This is a genomic window from Streptomyces sp. NPDC014882, from assembly GCF_043081325.1.
In the GTDB taxonomy this organism is placed as follows: Bacteria; Actinomycetota; Actinomycetes; order Streptomycetales; family Streptomycetaceae; genus Streptomyces.
This window is the reverse complement of the sequence record NZ_JBIBWL010000004.1, coordinates 344,746-361,446: the sequence shown is the minus strand read 5'-3', so window position 1 is coordinate 361,446 and position 16,701 is coordinate 344,746. Positions and strand designations below refer to the sequence as shown.

The 16,701-nt window shown below is 75.1% G+C and carries 13 protein-coding genes and 1 pseudogene; 6 read left to right on the top strand and 8 right to left on the bottom strand.

Features of this window, described 5'->3' with window-relative positions; translation table 11 throughout:
• Positions 1–173 precede the first annotated feature (173 nt).
• On the bottom strand, positions 174–2,510 hold the full coding sequence (locus tag ACF09K_RS12910; protein ID WP_392242979.1) for a hypothetical protein: 2,337 nt from the start codon (positions 2,508–2,510) through the stop codon (positions 174–176).
• A 302-nt stretch (positions 2,511–2,812) separates the two neighbouring features.
• On the opposite strand from ACF09K_RS12910, the gene ACF09K_RS12905 reads away from it, so the two are divergent.
• Positions 2,813–3,661 (top strand): DeoR/GlpR family DNA-binding transcription regulator, encoded by an 849-nt coding sequence (locus ACF09K_RS12905; protein WP_392242977.1) that lies wholly within the window; start codon positions 2,813–2,815, stop codon positions 3,659–3,661.
• 463 nt (positions 3,662–4,124) lie between these two features.
• Here ACF09K_RS12905 and ACF09K_RS12900 read toward each other — a convergent pair whose 3' ends face one another.
• Positions 4,125–5,249 carry a PLP-dependent cysteine synthase family protein gene (locus ACF09K_RS12900; RefSeq protein ID WP_392242976.1) on the bottom strand — a complete coding sequence of 375 codons (1,125 nt, stop codon included), beginning with the start codon at positions 5,247–5,249 and terminating at the stop codon, positions 4,125–4,127.
• A gap of 338 nt (positions 5,250–5,587) precedes the next feature.
• Here ACF09K_RS12900 and ACF09K_RS12895 point away from each other — a divergent pair, with 338 nt between their 5' ends.
• Both ACF09K_RS12895 and ACF09K_RS12890 read left to right on the top strand, forming a co-directional pair.
• The gene (locus ACF09K_RS12895; protein WP_392242974.1) at positions 5,588–5,911 is read left to right on the top strand and encodes a hypothetical protein; all 324 of its coding nucleotides are present in this window, start codon (positions 5,588–5,590) and stop codon (positions 5,909–5,911) included.
• Between the two features lie 232 nt (positions 5,912–6,143).
• Positions 6,144–6,674, top strand: a complete 531-nt coding sequence (locus ACF09K_RS12890; RefSeq protein ID WP_392242973.1) for an ATP-binding protein — start codon at positions 6,144–6,146, stop codon at positions 6,672–6,674.
• Between the two features lie 186 nt (positions 6,675–6,860).
• Here ACF09K_RS12890 and ACF09K_RS12885 read toward each other — a convergent pair whose 3' ends face one another.
• The 5 genes from ACF09K_RS12885 to ACF09K_RS12865 all read right to left on the bottom strand — a co-directional run bounded on the left by ACF09K_RS12885 (position 6,861) and on the right by ACF09K_RS12865 (position 11,337).
• A complete protein-coding gene (locus ACF09K_RS12885) occupies positions 6,861–7,136 on the bottom strand; it encodes an SHOCT domain-containing protein (protein ID WP_392242972.1) in 276 nt (91 codons plus the stop codon).
• A 244-nt stretch (positions 7,137–7,380) separates the two neighbouring features.
• Positions 7,381–7,803: a PPOX class F420-dependent oxidoreductase gene (locus ACF09K_RS12880; protein WP_392242971.1), complete on the bottom strand. Its 423-nt coding sequence runs from the start codon at positions 7,801–7,803 to the stop codon at positions 7,381–7,383.
• Positions 7,804–8,019: 216 nt separating this feature from the next.
• Complete coding sequence (locus ACF09K_RS12875; protein WP_392242970.1) at positions 8,020–8,910, bottom strand: NAD(P)-dependent oxidoreductase; 891 nt, start codon at positions 8,908–8,910, stop codon at positions 8,020–8,022.
• 366 nt (positions 8,911–9,276) lie between these two features.
• Positions 9,277–10,521, bottom strand: coding sequence for an ROK family protein (locus tag ACF09K_RS12870; RefSeq protein ID WP_392242968.1), 1,245 nt, complete (start codon positions 10,519–10,521; stop codon positions 9,277–9,279).
• A 153-nt stretch (positions 10,522–10,674) separates the two neighbouring features.
• The gene (locus ACF09K_RS12865) at positions 10,675–11,337 is read right to left on the bottom strand and encodes an alpha-ketoglutarate-dependent dioxygenase AlkB family protein (protein WP_392242967.1); all 663 of its coding nucleotides are present in this window, start codon (positions 11,335–11,337) and stop codon (positions 10,675–10,677) included.
• Between the two features lie 113 nt (positions 11,338–11,450).
• Between ACF09K_RS12865 and ACF09K_RS12860 the strand changes: the two genes are divergently transcribed.
• Positions 11,451–12,587: a methyltransferase gene (locus ACF09K_RS12860; protein ID WP_392243199.1), complete on the top strand. Its 1,137-nt coding sequence runs from the start codon at positions 11,451–11,453 to the stop codon at positions 12,585–12,587.
• Here the strand turns inward: ACF09K_RS12860 and ACF09K_RS12855 are convergent.
• A pseudogene (locus tag ACF09K_RS12855) lies at positions 12,574–13,352 on the bottom strand (class II fructose-bisphosphate aldolase); the annotation flags it as partial. The gene ACF09K_RS12860 and the pseudogene ACF09K_RS12855 sit on opposite strands and share 14 nt — an antisense overlap.
• A 151-nt stretch (positions 13,353–13,503) precedes the next feature.
• Between ACF09K_RS12855 and ACF09K_RS12850 the strand changes: the two are divergent.
• Complete coding sequence (locus ACF09K_RS12850; RefSeq protein WP_392242966.1) at positions 13,504–14,976, top strand: FAD-binding protein; 1,473 nt, start codon at positions 13,504–13,506, stop codon at positions 14,974–14,976.
• A 462-nt stretch (positions 14,977–15,438) separates the two neighbouring features.
• A complete protein-coding gene (locus ACF09K_RS12845) occupies positions 15,439–16,671 on the top strand; it encodes an MFS transporter (RefSeq protein WP_392242965.1) in 1,233 nt (410 codons plus the stop codon).
• The last annotated feature ends 30 nt before the right edge of the window (positions 16,672–16,701 follow it).

The window sequence follows — 16,701 nt, the reverse complement described above, 5'->3', positions numbered from 1 at the left end:
GGCGTGTTGCGAAAGTCCCGTCTGCCCGGCGACGCCTGGCACGCACGCTCGCCGCGTTGTCGGGATCGCCCCGATACAACCAGTATCGGGGCGACCCTCCGCCTTGCGATCGCACGCACCAGACGCCGCCGGGCCTGCCCTTCGGGCAGACGACGCTACTTTCGAAACACGCCCTAGCCGTCCGCCGACGGTTGCGCGCGCTGGGCCGGGAGGTCCGGTTGCAGGCGGGACAGCAGGCGTTCGCGTTCCTCGGCGAAGGCCGGGTCCGCCTGGTAGTCGGAGTGGCCCAGGATCGGTGAGGGCAGCGGGTGGGCCTCGGTGCGGCCGTAGGCCAGGGGGTCGGCGAGGGCGGCGCGGTCGACCTCGGGGCCGCAGTCGTCGCCGGACAACCGGACCGGGCCGCCGATCGGGTCGGTGGGGCGGTGGAGGTTGCGCCAGCAGTCCATGTCCTCGTGCAGGGCGTGCAGCGCGGCGGGGCCGAAGTGGGCCGGGAACCAGCGGCCGTAGAGGCGCTCGATCGGGGAGCCGTAGGTCAGGAGCGCGACGCGGCCGCGGTCGGCGGGACTCAGTTGCCAGGCCGCGGCGGCGGCGAGGACGCTGCCCTGCGAGTGGCCCGAGATCACCAGGCGTCCGCCGGTGGCGCGGGTCCAGGTGGCCATGCGCCAGGTCAGGTCGGGCACCGCGCGCTCGGCGTAACAGGGCGGGGAGAAGGGGTGCGCGGCGCGCGGCCAGAAGGTGCCGACGTCCCAGAGGATGCCGATGGTGCGGCGCGCGGAGGCGTCCTTGTAGGCGCGCCGCCCCCAGGTGACGAAGAGCAGGAAACCGAGCCCTATCAGCCAGGAGCCGAGTGCCTGACCGGTCTGGGCCGCGCCGTGGACGAGGGGGTGGGCGTGCGCGGCGGCCCGCTCGGGGGTCCGGCCGGTGGCGAGGGCGCCGACGAGCGCGCCGGCGCCGAGCAGCAGGGTCGCGGTGGAGGTGACGGCGACGAGGAGCGGCGCCCGGTCGGTGAGCGTGGCCATGGCGCGGGCGCGGGCGATGCGCCGGGTGAGGGCCTGGTCGCCGGGGCCGGCGCCGTACTCGCGGGCCACCGCGGCCCGCTCGGCACGGGCCAGCAGCGCTGCTCTCCGGGCGAGCAGGCCGCACAGGGCGAGCAGCACGATCAGTACCGCCGGGATCACGGACGCCTGCCAGGTCAGCAGCACCGGGGGTCCGGCGAGGAAGGTGCCGGTGCCGTCCAGCCAGTCCGAGACGCGCTGGGACACCCCGCCGGACATCACGCTGCCGAGGGCGCAGGCGAGCATCGCGACGGCGGGTCCGCCCAGGCCCTTCAGGGCGGCACGGCCCTGCGGATCGCTCCCGGCCCCGCGGTACAGGACCGAGGCGACGAGCGCGAGGGCGATCACCAGCGCGCCCTGGACGAGGGCGATGGCTCCGAAGGTCGCGTCCCCTGGCAGCCGGCCGGCCGACCGCCACGCGGGGCGTTCCCACCCGGCGTACACGCAGGTGAGACCGAGCAGGCCGAGGGCGGCCAGCGGCAGGCGCCGTACGAGGTGGGCGTCGAGGCGGCGGTCGAGGCGGTGCTCGCTGCGGCCCCGGCGGCACACCACCCAGACCGTGGCGAGCGCGCCGGCGGCCAGGGCGGCCTCCAGGAGCCGGCCGAGGACGTCGAGCGGGGCGGGCCCGCCGGGCGCGTGGTCCTGGCGTGCGGCGGCGGTGCCGACGGCGGCGGCCACCGTCAGCAGGCCGGCCGCGGTGTGGGCCGCGCGCAGCCGGGCGACCAGACGGCGCCCGTACCAGAAGCCGGGGCGGCCGAGGGCGGTGTGACCGGGCACGTCCTCGGATTCGGTGCGGGCGTTCGGCGGCTCCTGGGACTCGTACGCCCGCCAGGTGCGGTGGGACAGGTACCAGAGCAGGACGGTGAGGACGGTCGGGACGACGGCCGCGAGGGCGAGGCGGCGGCCGGGCGGACTCCACCAGCCGCCGTCGGACACGGCCGGGGACAGGAAGCCGAGCCAGGTGTGCCGTTCGGCGCACGCGCGGGTGCCCGCGCACTGCCAGGCCGTCAGGTCCAGGGCGACCTCGCAGACGGCGGCGACGAGCAGGACCGTCAGGGTCAGGCCGGTGAGCCGCACCAGCAGTCCGTACAGGCGGACCGCGCGGGTGCCCTGCCGGGCGGCGGGACGCATCCAGTGCGCGAGGTTGACGACCATGAACGGCAGCAGCAGGAGCCACAGGGCGCGGGTGCCGTTGCCGGAGGTGAGGTTGGACCAGACGTAGGCCTCGGGGACCGGCCGGTCCCCCGGGCCGCCGGTCGCGGCGTTCTCGGTGTTCTCGGCGTCCACGTCGGCCTCGCGCCGGTACACGGCGGCCGTGTCGTCGCCGGTGATCCGCACGGTGCGCGGATCGTTCAGCATCTTCTCGGGTGTGGCTCCGCCCACGCCGTGGACCAGGAGTTCCAGGGCGGCGGAGGCCGCCGGGCCGGTCGAGGTTCGTTCCTGCGCACGTTCCACTGTTCTCGCACTTCCCCCGTGACGCGCCGTAGCTCCGTGTGCGTGCGGCACAAGGATGACCGCTGCGCGACGGGCGCGCACGCGTTGTCACCGGATATCACCGTTCCGTGCGGGGATCGGGACCGCGGGGTGTCACGGTTGTGACATGCCCGCGACGGGCGGGGGGTGGTACGGCCGGTGGCGGCCCGTGCGAGGATGGGACGCCCGCACGGCCGCCGACCGGCAGCATGTCCTTGTCGCGGCAGGTGGGCGGGCGTGTCGGACGGAGTGGGCCGACCTGAGTCGAGAGGACCGGAGCGTACGTGAGCGAGAATCAGAACCTCCTCGCGGAGCAGCGGCGCGCACTGATCCTCGACGAGGTCCGGCGCCGGGGCGGCGTCCGGGTCAACGAGCTGACCCGCAAGCTCGGCGTGTCGGACATGACGGTGCGCCGCGACCTCGACGCGCTGTCCCGTCAGGGTGTCCTGGAGAAGGTGCACGGCGGTGCGGTGCCGGTCGTGGAGGCGAGCACCCACGAGCCCGGTTTCGAGGCCAAGTCGGGCCTGGAGCTGAGCGCCAAGGAGGACATCGCGCGGGCCGCGGCCGAGCTGGTCGCGCCGGGCAGCGCGATCGCGCTGTCGGGGGGCACGACGACGTACGCGCTGGCCCACCGGCTGGTGGACGTGCCGGATCTGACGGTGGTGACCAACTCGGTGCGCGTGGCGGACGTCTTCCACGTGGCGCAGCGCACCTCGGGTCCCCGGCAGGGCGCGGCGACGGTCGTGCTGACCGGCGGCGTGCGCACGCCGTCCGACTCGCTGGTGGGGCCGGTCGCCGATCAGGCGATCGCGGCGCTCCACTTCGACGTGCTGTTCCTCGGCGTGCACGGGATATCGGCCGAGGCCGGTCTGTCCACGCCGAACCTGGCGGAGGCCGAGACCAACCGGCGCCTGGTGCAGTCGGCCCGCCGGGTCGTGGTGGTCGCCGACCACACCAAGTGGGGTGTGGTCGGTCTGAGTTCCTTCGCGGCGCTGGAGCAGGTCGACACGCTGGTGACGGACGCCGGGCTGCCGGGCGCGGTCCGCGCGGAGATCTCCGAGCACCTGCGGCGGCTGGTGGTCGCCGGTGAGACCGCCGAGGGTGCGGAGCGTGCCGGGGGTGCGGACGCCTGACGGGGCGCCGGCCGGGACGGCGTACGCGTCTCCCCGGCGCCGAGGGGCCGTCCGTACGGCTCATCGTCGCCGTTCCGGGGGCCCGGCTTCGTCGGGACCGCTCCGGTACGGCTCGTCCTCGCCGCGGAGAGCTCCGCGGGGCCGGAGCGGGCCTTCCCCGCCCCGCCCGAGGACACGGTCGGGTGGACCGCCCGCTTCCCCGTGGTGAGGTCGGTCCGGCCGGCCGGCGACGGTGCGGGAGGCAGGTGCGGTGGGCGTTCGCCGCGGACGGCACGGCGGCCTTCCGGGGTGCCGCGGCCGGCCCGGCCGGGACCCCAGGCGGAGCTTTCGGGGGGCGGTGACACGGCCGGCCGGCGGAGCGCGGGCGGGAGCTCCGGGAGCGCCGTGACGCGGCCCGGTCCGAGGGCCGCGGAGCGGGCGTGCGGGACGGCCGGCCGGCGGATGCCGGCACACCGCTGCCCTCTCAGTCCGGCCACACCCCCGTCGCCAGCAGGGAGTCGATCACCGCGCTGTACGGGCCGATGTCCAGGCCCTGTTCGGCGAGCCAGGCGTCGGAGTAGTACTTGTCCAGGTAGCGGTCGCCCGGGTCGCAGAGCAGGGTGACCACGCTGCCCTGCCGGCCCTCGGCCACCATCTCGGCGACGATCTTCAGCGCGCTCCACAGGCCCGTGCCCGTCGAGCCGCCCGCCTTGCGGCCGATGGCGCGTTCCAGGGCGCGGACGGCGGCGACGCTGGCGGCGTCGGGGACCTTCATCATCCGGTCGACGGCGCCGGGCACGAAGCTCGGCTCCATGCGGGGCCTGCCGATGCCCTCGATGCGGGAGCCGCAGTCGCAGGTGACGTCCGGATCGCCGGTGGTCCAGCCCTCGAAGAAGCAGGAGTTCTCGGGGTCGGCGACACAGATGCGGGTGTCGCGCTGGGTGTAGTGGACGTAGCGGGCGAGGGTCGCGGAGGTGCCGCCGGTGCCGGCCGTGGCGACGATCCAGGCGGGCTCCGGGAACCGCTCCAACTCCAGCTGGCGGAAGATGGATTCGGCGATGTTGTTGTTGCCGCGCCAGTCCGTGGCCCGCTCGGCGTAGGTGAACTGGTCCAGGTAGTGGCCGCCGGTGTCGGCCGCGAGGCGGGCGGACTCCTCGTACATCTCCCGTGAGTCGTCCACGAAGTGGCACTGCCCGCCGTGGAACTGGATCAGGCGGATCTTCTCGGCGCTCGTCGTGCGGGGCATGACGGCGATGAAGGGCACACCGATCAGCTTGGCGAAGTAGGCCTCGGAGACGGCGGTGGAGCCGCTGGACGCCTCGATCACCGGGCGGTCCGGCCTGATCCAGCCGTTGCACAGGGCGTAGAGGAAGAGGGAGCGGGCGAGCCGGTGCTTGAGGCTGCCGGTGGGGTGGGTCGACTCGTCCTTCAGGTAGAGGTCGATGCCCCACCGCTCCGGCAGCGGGAAGCGCAGCAGGTGGGTGTCGGCGGAGCGGTTGGCGTCGGCCTGGACCTTGCGGACGGCTTCTTTCAGCCAGCCGCGGAAGGCGGTGTCGCTGCGGTCGACGTCGAGGGTCACGCCGGCCCGCAGGGGCTGGGAGGTGGTCACGGCGGGCTCCTTCGTGCGGGGCGCCGGCAGCGCCGCACGCGGCCGACGCCTCGATCATAGACACCTTCCACACGCTTCCCACCTGCATAAACACATCTTTGAGCGCCCCAAAGGAGGCCCTGGGGACGGCACCGTTCACCGACGGGGGCGCATTCCGCGAGTGCTTCGGGTGGTCGCGGAGCACGTGTCGCGCACACTGGTGCTCGACGCCCCGCACGGGCAGACTGCACCCGGCGGGCGGAGGTTCCGCACGGGGACGCACACGGGATCACGACACGAGCTGGTTTCCGGCCCGCTCAGGAGCACGGGCCGGCACACCCACGCGCAAGGGGGCGGGGATGGCTGAGCCGGAGTTCACGGCGACGGGCGTGCGGATCGGGAAGCGACTGCGCTCGCTCACCCGGGCCGGACAGGTCCGCATCAACGACGGCAGGCTGGAGTTGCTCACCAGTTACGGCAGCGAGATCGACAGCGCGCCGGTGCAGGCGGTACGCGCCTCCCGGCCCTGGTTCGCCGCGGAGGACCGGGCGCTGGCCGACCTCAACGGCAACCGGTACCTGCTGACCCTGGGCGACCACGACCCGGCACCCGGTGAGCCGGGGCCGCCCGCGGCACGCCGGTTCATCGAGGCCGTGCGCAGGGCGGCGGGACGCGGGACCTGAGGGCCGCGGAGGAAGCGGCGTGGCCGACCCGCAGCGGCCGGACGGGCACCGCGAGTTGCGCTCTTCCGTCCCTTGCGCCACGCTGATCTCACGTCACTCTGGGTTTACCGGCGATAACGCTGCGAACCAGCCCGCCGGCCACGAAAGCAGGCGGCCGCCCTAGCGCAGACGCACTGCTCCGATCGATCCGAACTCCGTGTTCTTCCGGACCTCACGTCGGGGAGTCGCAGCCGTGATCAGCAACCCAAGCAGGCACTGCACGGTAGAGCTCCAAGCCCTGCCGTCGCGGATAGGCCAGGTCCGCAGAATCGTATCGGCGCAACTGCGCTACTGGCATCTCGATCCCCTCATCGACCGGGCGGCGCTCGGTGTGACCGAGCTGTTGACCAACGTCCACCTGCACGCCCAGCCCGACAAGACGTGCACGGTGGAGATGGAGCTGCTGCTCGACCGGCTCACGGTCTCCGTGCGCGACCACGATCCCCGGCTTCCGGTCGTCGACGACCTCGAGGTGGCCGACTCGTTCGCCACGTGCGGGCGCGGGCTCGCCATGGTGGCGGCGGTCAGCGAGGACTGGGGCGCCCGGCCGGACGGCGAGCGCGGGAAGGTCGTCTGGTTCACCCTCCCGGCACCCGTCGCGGCACCCGAGCGGTCCGCGCGTCCGCCGCGCCGCCTGGTCGCGGACCGGCTGTTCCCGGAGGTCGTGGCGGTCGACGACCTCAGCCCCGCACACGCTCCCGCCCGGCCGGCCGTCGTCGGCTGACCGGGCGGTGATCCCTTCGCCGTACGCCGGACCCGCCCTCACCCGGTGGTGGTCCGCGCGTACGGCGGGGTCGTGCGCCTGCGGTCCAGGGCGTACGGAGGGGTCGTGCGGCGCGGGGCCGCGTACGGCGGAAGCACATGGCGCGGGTTCGCCGTACGGCGGGATCGCGTGGTGGTGGCCGGGCCGTCACCGGCCGCGGTCACCGCCGAACTGCTCGTCCAGGACGGACAGTCGGCGCCAGTACTCGTCCTCGTCGATCTCGCCGGAGGCGAAGCGCCGGCCGAGGACCTCGAGCGGTGAGTCACCGGCGGTACGGGGGCCCGCTGCCCAGGGACCGCGGTGGCCGGACCGCACGGTGCGGCGCAGCAGGGTCACGACGCCGATCACGACGACGGCCCAGATGAGCGGGAGGAACAGGATCCACGGGCCGGGGCCGCCGTCCCAGTTCGCCAGGGTCTGCATCGCGGGTCATCTCCCAGGTAGGTCTTGCGGTGATGTGTCGAGACTCCCGCAGGGAGAGGGCGGAGTCGTCGTACGGGGAGCGGCAGTGCCGCTACCTCCCGGGAAGTACGCGGGCGTACAGGTCGTCCCCCGGGGGAGGTGACGGCCGCCCGGACCTGTTCCCGCGCGCGCCCCGGCCGGGGGGGGCGAGCCGGTGCCCGGCCGCGCCGCGCCGTACCGGCGTGCGGGCGCGGCCGGGCCCGCGTCACGTGGACGGCTGGTCGCTGTCCTTCATCGCGCCCCAGCCGTGCCAGCGCTCGACCTCGATCCAGGCGCTGACGCGCGGCCGGACCCGGTCCGGGTAGGGATTGCCCGTGTAGTGCGAGGAGATGCGGTCGATGTCGGCCAGGCCCTCGTCGTCATGGAACCCGGTGACCCGGCCGATGAGGGTGACGTGGGTGTACCAGTTCTCGCCGTCCAGGACGGTCAGGGTGACGCGGGGGTCGCGGCGCAGGTGCTTCAGCCGGACCCGGCTCTCGTCGAGGCTGATGAGGACCCGGCCGTCGTCCCACACGTACCAGGTGGGGGTGGACACGGGGGTGCCGTCGGAGCGCAGGGTCGCCATCACGCAGGGGTTGGGGCGGCTCAGCAGCTCGACGGCCTCGGGCGGCAGCGGCGGCTTGGACATCGGTTCCTCCTCGGTGAGCTGGACGGGTGGTGTCGCGCGTGTACCCGGCGTACTCGGTGTACCCGGCGTACTCGGGTGGCGGTGTGGCCGCCGGGCGCCGGGGCGTACCGCGGGAGCGAGCGCGGTCACCCCGTGCGGCGTACCCCTGGGGCGGGCGTCGTCACGTACGGGTGCGCCCGGCGGGGCGCCCCGCCGTGCCCGGGGCCGGTGTGCCGGTCAGGCGGGCGGCTGGTCCTCGAAGCTGGCGAAGTAGGCGGCGGCCATGTCCTCGTCGCCGTGGCCCTGGGTGACGGCGCGCTCCAGGCGGTCGGCGCTCGCGGAGGCCACGTCCAGACGGACGCCGCGCCTGGCTCCGGCCTCGACGATCAGACGGGCGTCCTTGGCGGCGGTCGCCACGCCGAACTGCGGCGGCGTGAGCCGGTCCTCGGTGACCAGCGCGGACTTGGCGCGGAGGTAGCCCATGTCGAGCGGGCCGTCGGCGATCAGCGCGAAGAAGTCGTCCGGGTCGACGTCGAGGGCCTTGGACAGGGCCAGGACCTCGCCGGCCGCGGCGGTGGCCGCGATCACCCAGCTGTTGGCGACCAGCTTCAGGCGGGTGGCGCTGCCGGCCGCGCCGTTCTCGCCGGTCCACACCGTGCGGACGCCCACGGCGTCCAGAACGGGTCGGACGGCGGCGCGGTGGGCCTCCGGCCCGGCCGCCAGCACGGTCAGCCGGCCGGCCTCGGCGGGCTGGCGGGTGCCCAGCACGGGCGCGTCGAAGAACACGAGGCCGTGCTCGTGGGCGAAGGCCGCCAGGTCCTCGACGGCGTCGGCACCGACGGTGGTCGACTGCACCCAGGCGGCGCCGGCGCGCAGTCCGGGGGCCGCCGCCCGCACGGCTTCCAGGACGGCGGGGCCGTCGTGGACCATGGTGAGGACGACGTCGGCGCCGCGGACGGCGTCGGCCGGGGTGTCGGCGAGGACGATGCCGTCGGCTGCCAGCGGCTCCGCCTTGGCGCGGGTGCGGTTCCAGGCGCGGACGGTGTGTCCGGCGCGGGCGAGGTTGCGGGCCATCGCGGCACCCATGATGCCGGTGCCCAGCACCCCCACGGTCAGCTTGTCGGTCATGGCGTCGACCTCCTGTGTACTTCCTGATCCTCGAGCGGGGACACTGCGGACGGTACGGGACCGGACGCGGTCACCTCGACGCGGCGCGCACCGGCCCGTCCGGCCGCGTCTGGTGACCGTTCGGCATCGGATCGGTCCGCTCCCGGGCCGGGGCGGCGGTCCGCTGGGCGGGCGGGCCGCGCCCGTGCGCCCGGCCGGCCCGTCGGAGCCACTGTGGGTACGGGTGCCGCCGGCGCCGGCGCCGCTCGTCGCCGACGACGGGCTCCGGCCGCGGGTCGCCCGGGGGCTGCCCGAACCGCCGCTGGAGGAGACGCGGTCCGGGCGGCACGACCCTGGTCGTCGCCACCCGTCGGTCCCCTCATCCGGTCACCTGACGCCCAGCGCCGCCAGCGGGTCGTCCAGTACGGGCTGCCAGGCCAGCTCCGCCGCTCCGACCAGGCTGTTGTGGTCGAGGGAGCAGGCGAGGACGGGGACGCCGCCGCTGCGGCCCCACAGGCTGCGGTCGGCGACGACCGCGCGGAGCCGGTCGGGGTCGGTGTCCAGGAGGGTGCGGTGCAGTCCTCCGAGGATGATGCGGTCGGGATCGAGGATGTTCACCAGGCCGGCCAGGCCCAGGCCGAGACGGTCGATCAGGGCCTCGGCGGCCGTACGGACGACCGGGTCGGCGTACTCCTCGCGGATCAGTTCGTTGGCCTGCTGGAGCAGGGAGCCCTCGGGGCCGGGCTCGCGGCCGGCGGTGGTGAGCAGGGCCAGCGGGTCGGCCTCGACGTCGAGGCAGCCGCGGCTGCCGCAGTGGCAGGGACGGCCCTCGGGGTTGACGGTGAGGTGCCCGACCTCCAGGGCGAGACCCGAACTGCCCGTGTGCAGGCGCCCGTCGAGGACCAGCGCGCCACCGACGCCGCGGTGCCCGGTGGCCACGCACAGCAGGTCGCGGGCGCCGCGTCCGGCGCCGTGCCGGTGTTCGGCGAGGGCGGCGGCGTTGACGTCGTTGACGGCGAACGCCGGGCCGTCGACGCCGGCCGCGCGGACCCGCTCGGCGAAGATCTCCCGCACCGGCGCCCCCACCGGCCAGGCGAGGTGCAGCGGGTTGAGCGCCAGTCCGTCGGGCGCGGTCACCGCGGACGGCACCGCGAGACCGGCGCCCACACAGCGCCGGCCGGTACGGCGCAGCAGGTCGGCTCCGGCGTCCACGGCGGCACCGAGCACCTTGGCCGGGTCGGCGTCGACGGCCTCGCAGCTGGGGGTGGTGGCGACGATCCGTCCACCGAGGCCGACCAGGGCGGCCCGGAAGCCGTCGGCGTGCACCTGGGCGGCCAGGACGACGGGGCCGTCCTCGTCGACGTCGAGCCGGTGGGAGGGCCGGCCCTGGGAACCGGCGGCGGCGCCGGGCCGCGCGTCGACCCGGATCAGCCCCAGCGCCTCCAGTTCCGCGGCGACCGCGCCGGCCGTGGCGCGGGTGACGCCGAGTTCGGCGGTGAGCACCGCGCGGGTCGGCGCCCGCCCGGTGTGCACGAGCTCCAACGCGGGCCCCAGCGCGCCGCGCCCCCGGTCCAACCGCGCTCTCGAGGTGGTCCCTTCCCCCGCCGGCCGGGGGTCCGCCTTGCCGCTCATGAGGGTGAGTGTCCCATGATCCGCGGGGGCGTTTCCCTCGGCCCGATGCGACTCGGCCCGGCCCGATCCGACTCGGGCCGGTCCGATCCGATGCGACTCGGGCCGGTCCGATCCCAGCCGGTCCGATCCGCCCCGCCCTGGCGCCGGCGGTCGTCAGGCGCCGTCCGGGAAGCCGCCGACCCGCAGGGTCAGGTTCAGGCGGCCGGTCAGCCCCAGCCCGGCCGGAGCCGTACCGGGACGCACCCGGGGCACACCGTGGTAGGCGAGCCGGGAGGGCCCGCCGAAGACGAACAGGTCGCCGCTGACCAGCTCGACGTCGGTGTAGGGACGGGTACGGGTCTCGGTGTTGCCGAAGCGGAACACGCAGGTGTCGCCGAGGCTGAGGGACACCACGGGGGCGTCCGACCTCTCGTCGGCGTCGCGGTGCATGCCCATGCGGGCGTCGCCGTCGTAGTAGTTGACCAGTGCGATGTCGTACGCCGCCTGCCGGGCCGCCTCCGGACCGAGCGCGTCGCTCACCGCCCGGCGGCCCAGTTCGCCCAGCCAGGCGGGGAAGGGCTTGACCGGGGCGCCGTCGCCGTCGACGACCGTGCGGGCGTAGCCGTACGGGTACCAGTGCCGGCCCAGGCAGACCTGGCGGGCGGTCATGCTGCCGCCGCCCGGCGTGCGGACCGTGCGCAGCCCCGCGGGCGGCCGGGCCCAGTCCCGGCAGGCCTCCAGCAGCTCGTGCTGGGCGGTCGTGTCCAGCCAGTCCGGCAGGTGCACGGCGCCCGGCGCGACCTCCGCGCGTTCCCGGGGAAACAGCTCGGTGTCCATGGCACCATCCTGCCCCACCGGGTCCGGGCCGCGGCCGGGCCGGGCCCCGTCGTCGCGGGGGCGGGCGGTGATGTGACGGCAGGGCCTAGCCTTGACCCACGATGAACGACCGTATGACGACACCGTGGGGCGAGGTCGCACTGACCCGCCACCCCGAGGACCCGCGTGACCGGCTGCGCGCCTGGGACGCCTCCGACGCGTATCTGCTCCGCCACCTCGCCGGGCAGCAGGTCCCGCTGTCCGGCACGGTGGTGGTGCTCGGTGACCGCTGGGGCGCGCTGGTGACGGCACTGGCCGCGCACCGGCCGACGCAGATCACCGACTCCTGGCTGGGCCAGGAGGCGACCCGGCGGAACCTGGCCCGCAACGGCGTCGAGCCCGGCTCCGTCCGGCTGCTGACCACCCAGGACCCGCCGCCCGAGCGCGTCGACGTGTTGCTGGTGCGGGTGCCGAAGAGCCTCGCGCTCCTGGAGGACCAGCTGCTGCGGCTGGCTCCCTCGGTGCACGCGGGGACCGTCGTGGTCGGCACCGGCATGGTCAAGGAGATCCACACCTCGACCCTGCGGCTGTTCGAGCGGATCCTCGGCCCCACCCGCACCTCCCTGGCCGAGCAGAAGGCCCGGCTGATCCTGTGCGCTCCCGACCCGGCGCGGGCGCGTCCCGCCAACCCGTGGCCGTACCGCTACGACCTCCCCGCCGGCCTCGGTCCGCTGTCGGGGCGTCCGGTCGTCAACCACGCGGGCGTGTTCTGCGCCGACCGGCTCGACATCGGCACCCGCTTCCTCCTGCGGCACCTGCCGCCGACGCGGGGGGTCCGCCGAGTGGTCGACCTGGGGTGCGGCAACGGTGTGGTGGGGACGGCGGTGGCGCTGGCCGACCCGCGGGCCGAGGTGCTGTTCACGGACGAGTCGTTCCAGGCGGTGGCCTCGGCGGAGGCGACGTACCGGGCCAACGGGGTGCCGGGTCAAGGGGAGTTCCGGGTCGGGGACGGGCTCACGGGGGTGCCGGACGACAGCGTGGACCTCGTGCTGAACAATCCGCCCTTCCACTCCCACCAGGCCACGACGGACGCCACGGCCTGGCGGATGTTCACCGGGGCGCGGCGCGTGCTGCGGCCGGGCGGCGAACTGTGGGTGGTGGGCAACCGGCACCTCGGGTACCACGTGAAGCTGCGGCGGCTGTTCGGCAACAGCCAACTGGTGGCCGGTGACCCGAAGTTCGTGGTGCTGAAGGCCGTCAAGCGGGGGTGAGGGCACCGTTGACCCGCTGGACGGCGTACGCCGTCGCCTCCCGTCCGACGGCGAGGTGGCCGCGCGAGTCGACCGCCCGCGGATGCGCGGTCAGGTAGGCGCGGACGGCGCCGGTCGTCGCCTGGTCGAGGGCGGTGCCGACGTCGGCCTCGGCGATGCCCCCGCGACGGCCGTCCCCGGCTCGTCGTCGGGCACGCCGGAGGAGCCGTGCAGGACGAGCGGTACGTCCACGCCGGCCCGGAGCCGGGCGAGCAGCCGGTGGTCTGGGGTGGCGGTGCGGGTGGTCGTCGCGTGGACGCTGCCGACGGCGACGCCAGGGCGTCCACCCGCGAATCGGCCACGAAGGCGCGGGCCTCGGCCGGGTCGGTGCGGGCGCCGGGCGCGTGGGCGTCTCGCGCGGCCCTGCCGTCCGCGCCGTCGATCCCCCTCAGCTCCGCCCCGATCCAGAGCCCTCGGGCGTGCGCCGGGTCGGCCGCGGCGCGGGTGGCGGCGAGGTCGCGTCGTAGGGGAGCCGCGAGGCGTCGTACGTCACGGAGCTGAATCCGGCGTCCGCCGCCTCCCGGAGCAGGGCTTCGGTCCGCACGTGGTCGAGGTGCGACGCGACGGACACGGCAGCCCGCTCGGCAGCGGCGGCGACGGCCGCGCGGGCGAGCGGGCGAGCGGGCGAGCGGGCGAGCGGATGCGTCCCTGGCGGAACCTGACGGCGTTCTCACCGGCCTGGAGGACGACCGGTGCGCCCGTCCCGTCCCGGCGGACCGTCACGGCAGCGGACCAGCACCGCGGGAGATCGCCACCACAGGGGATCACCGGCGAAACACCGTACGTGACGGATCGAACTGCCCTAACCTGTCGAGGATTTCGGGATCCGAAGATTCCGTGAAGAAAATTTCGCAGAGAGGGAGAGATTCACGTGGGCATGCCCCGCACACCTTCCAGACGTACCGTTCTGCGCGGACTCACCGTCACCGGAGCGGCGGTGGCCGGCTTCGACCCCGCCGCCCGCGGCTGGGCCGCGGACGCCTCGGGGACGGACGCCCGGCTTGCCGGGACTCCCCGCCTGGACGGGACGCTCACCAGGGACGACGCCGCGCTCGGCGCCGCGTCGGACGACTACGGGCACATCGTGCACCACCGTCCCGCGGCCGTCCTGCGGCCGGGCTCGGTCCGCGACGTCGTCGCCATGGTCCGGTTCTGCAACGAGCACAGCGTGCCGGTCGCGCCGCGCGGGCAGGGGCACTCCCCGTTCGGCCAGGCACAGGTGCCGGGCGGTCTGGTCGTCGAGACCGCGACGCTCGCGGACATCGGCCCCGTGGGGCCGGACAGCACCACCGTGACGGTGGGCGCGGGCGCCCGGTGGAGCGAGGTGGCCGGAGCCACCCTCGCGCACGGGCTCACCCCGCCCGTCTTCACCGACTACATCGAACTCTCCGTCGGCGGCACCCTGTCCGTGGGCGGCCTCGGCGGCCAGGCCCACCGGTACGGCGCCCAGGTCGACAACGTCACCGAACTGCGGGTCGTCACCGGGGCGGGCGAACTGGTCCGCTGCTCCCCGTCCCGCCGCCCCGACCTCTTCCACGCCGTCCTGGCCGGCCTCGGCCAGTGCGGGATCATCGTCGAGGCCACGCTCCGCCTGGTGCCCGCCCCCCGGACCGTGCGCCACTACCACCTCGCCTACGACGACCTGGGGACCTTCCTCGACGACCAGCGCATCCTCGTCCAGGAGGGCCGCTTCGACTACGTCGAGGGCCAGGTCGCCGCGGACGCCGACGGCGCCTTCCGGGCCTACACCCTGGAGGCGGTGGCCTACGGCCCGCCGGTCGGCCCCGCCCCGGACGACGCGACGCTGCTGCGCGGCCTGCGTCACACGCCCTCCGGCGTCCGGTACGAGGACCGTTCCTACCTCGACTTCCTCGACCGGCTGGCCCCCTTCGTCGCCATGCTGAAGGAGACCGGCCTCTGGACGTACGCGCACCCGTGGCTGAACCTCATGGTGCCCGGCGCGTCCGCCGCCGCCGTCAGCGCTCCGCTGCTGGACGCGCTCACCCCGGCGGACCTGGGCCCCGGCGTCGTGCTGTTCTACCCCCTGCTGCGCGAGCGGCTCACCACCCCGCTGCTGCGCAGCTCGGACGAGCCGGTGTCGTACCTCTTCGACATCCTGAGCGCGACCCCGCCCGACGACACCGCCGCCGTCGACCGCCGACTGGCGGCGAATCGTTCCGCCTACGAGGCCGTCGCCGCGGTCGGCGGTACCCAGTATCCCGTCGGCAGCGTCCCGTTCACCCGGGCGGACTGGCGGACCCACTTCGGGCCGGCCTGGCCGGCGCTCGAGGCGGCGAAGCGGAGGTACGACCCGCGGCGGATCCTGGTGCCGGGCCAGGGCGTCTTCTGAGGCGCCACCGGACCCGGCACCGGCGCCGAGGCCTGCGCACCGGCCCGGAGTGCGGCGCCCCCACTGGCCCCGGTGACGTCGGTGACGCCTGTGACGCCTGTGACGCCTGTGACGCCTGTGACGCCGGGAACCCGGACCGCCTGCTGTGAGCCGCATGTCGTGGGCCGTACGTCGTGGGCCGTACGTCGTGGGCCGTACGTCGTGGGCCGCACGTCGTGGGCCGCACGCCACCGGCCCGGCGTCGCCCACCACGGTGACGGCCCGCGGCCGGCGACCGCCGGCGGAGGCGATCACCGCATGCGCCGCCTCCGCCGGCCCCCCGGCCGGGTCGGCAGGCGGACCGGCGGCCGAGTCGGAGGTCGGGTCGGCGGCCGAGTCGGCGATCGGGTCGGGGGGACGGCCCGGCCGGTGTACCGCGCGACCACCTTGCCGGGGTCGCGAGGTTCCACTTAGCCTCACTTTGTGCCGTTAATAAACAAAGCCCGTTCGCACACCGTCGTGCGGGGCCACTCCCTCAGCCGGCTCCGCTTCCTCCTCACCGTCTTCTTCGCGCTCGACGGCTTCGTCTTCGCCGGCTGGGTGGTGCGCATCCCCGCCGTCAAGGAGCAGACCGGCGCCTCCGCCAGCGGTCTCGGCCTCGCCCTCCTCGGCGTCTCCGCCGGCGCGGTGGTGACGATGCTGATCACCGGCCGCCTCTGCCGGCGGTACGGCAGCCATCCGGTCACCGTGGTCTGCGCGGTGCTGCTCTCCCTGAGCGTCACCCTGCCCCCGTTGGCCCACTCCACACCCGCGCTCGGCGCCGTGCTGCTCCTCTTCGGCGCGGCCTACGGGGGGATCAACGTCGCCTTCAACAGTGCGGCCGTCGACCTGGTCGCGGCCCTGGGCAGGCCGATCATGCCGACCTTCCACGCGGCCTTCAGCATGGGCGGCATGATCGGCGCCGGGCTCGGCGGGCTGGTCGCGGGCTCCCTCTCCCCCGCGCGCCATCTCCTGGGCCTCGGCCTCATCGGCCTGCTGGTGACGGCGCTGGCCGGACCCGCCCTGCTGCGCCAGGCGCCCGCCGGCGCCGTCCCGCACCCCGTCGAGGACGTGCGTCCGGCCCGCCCGTCCCGTCCGGCCGCCCGCACCCGCCGCCCGGTCGTCGTCTTCGGCCTGATCGCCCTGTGCACGGCCTACGGCGAAGGGGCCCTGGCCGACTGGGGCGCCCTGCACCTCCAGGAGGACCTCGGCACCTCGGCAGCGCTCGCCGCCGCCGGTTACTCCTGTTTCGCCCTCGCGATGACCGTCGGCCGGCTCACCGGCACGACCCTCCTGGAGCGGCTGGGCCACACCCGCACGGTGGTCGCCGGCGGCACCGTGGCGGCCGTCGGCATGCTGCTCGGCTCGCTCGCCCCGGACCCCTGGGCGGCGCTCGCCGGCTACACCGTCGCCGGGCTCGGCCTGGCCAACCTCTTCCCGGTGGCCGTCGAACGCGCGGGCACCCTCGCCGGCCCGACCGGCGTGGCCGTCGCCTCCACCCTCGGCTACGGCGGCATGCTCCTCGGTCCACCCGCGATCGGCTTCATGGCCGACTGGTTCTCCCTCCCCACGGCCCTCACCAGCGTGGCGGCACTCGCGGCGGTCGCGGCACTGATCGGCCTCACCCTGCGGAGCACGGCCCACGGCCGAGGGGACGAGACCGCCGTCCGCCCGTGAGGCCGCAGCACCACCGCACGAACGGAAGCA

Excerpts from the sequence above, each read along its gene's own strand:
- ACF09K_RS12895 (WP_392242974.1), top strand. The coding sequence starts at position 5,588 with ATGGCTGAGCCGGAGTTCACGGCGACGGGCGTGCGGATCGGGAAGCGA.
- ACF09K_RS12885 (WP_392242972.1), bottom strand. The coding sequence starts at position 7,136 with ATGCAGACCCTGGCGAACTGGGACGGCGGCCCCGGCCCGTGGATCCTG.
- ACF09K_RS12880 (WP_392242971.1), bottom strand. The coding sequence starts at position 7,803 with ATGTCCAAGCCGCCGCTGCCGCCCGAGGCCGTCGAGCTGCTGAGCCGC.
- ACF09K_RS12875 (WP_392242970.1), bottom strand. The coding sequence starts at position 8,910 with ATGACCGACAAGCTGACCGTGGGGGTGCTGGGCACCGGCATCATGGGT.
- ACF09K_RS12870 (WP_392242968.1), bottom strand. The coding sequence starts at position 10,521 with ATGAGCGGCAAGGCGGACCCCCGGCCGGCGGGGGAAGGGACCACCTCG.
- ACF09K_RS12865 (WP_392242967.1), bottom strand. The coding sequence starts at position 11,337 with ATGGACACCGAGCTGTTTCCCCGGGAACGCGCGGAGGTCGCGCCGGGC.
- ACF09K_RS12860 (WP_392243199.1), top strand. The coding sequence starts at position 11,451 with ATGACGACACCGTGGGGCGAGGTCGCACTGACCCGCCACCCCGAGGAC.
- ACF09K_RS12850 (WP_392242966.1), top strand. The coding sequence starts at position 13,504 with ATGCCCCGCACACCTTCCAGACGTACCGTTCTGCGCGGACTCACCGTC.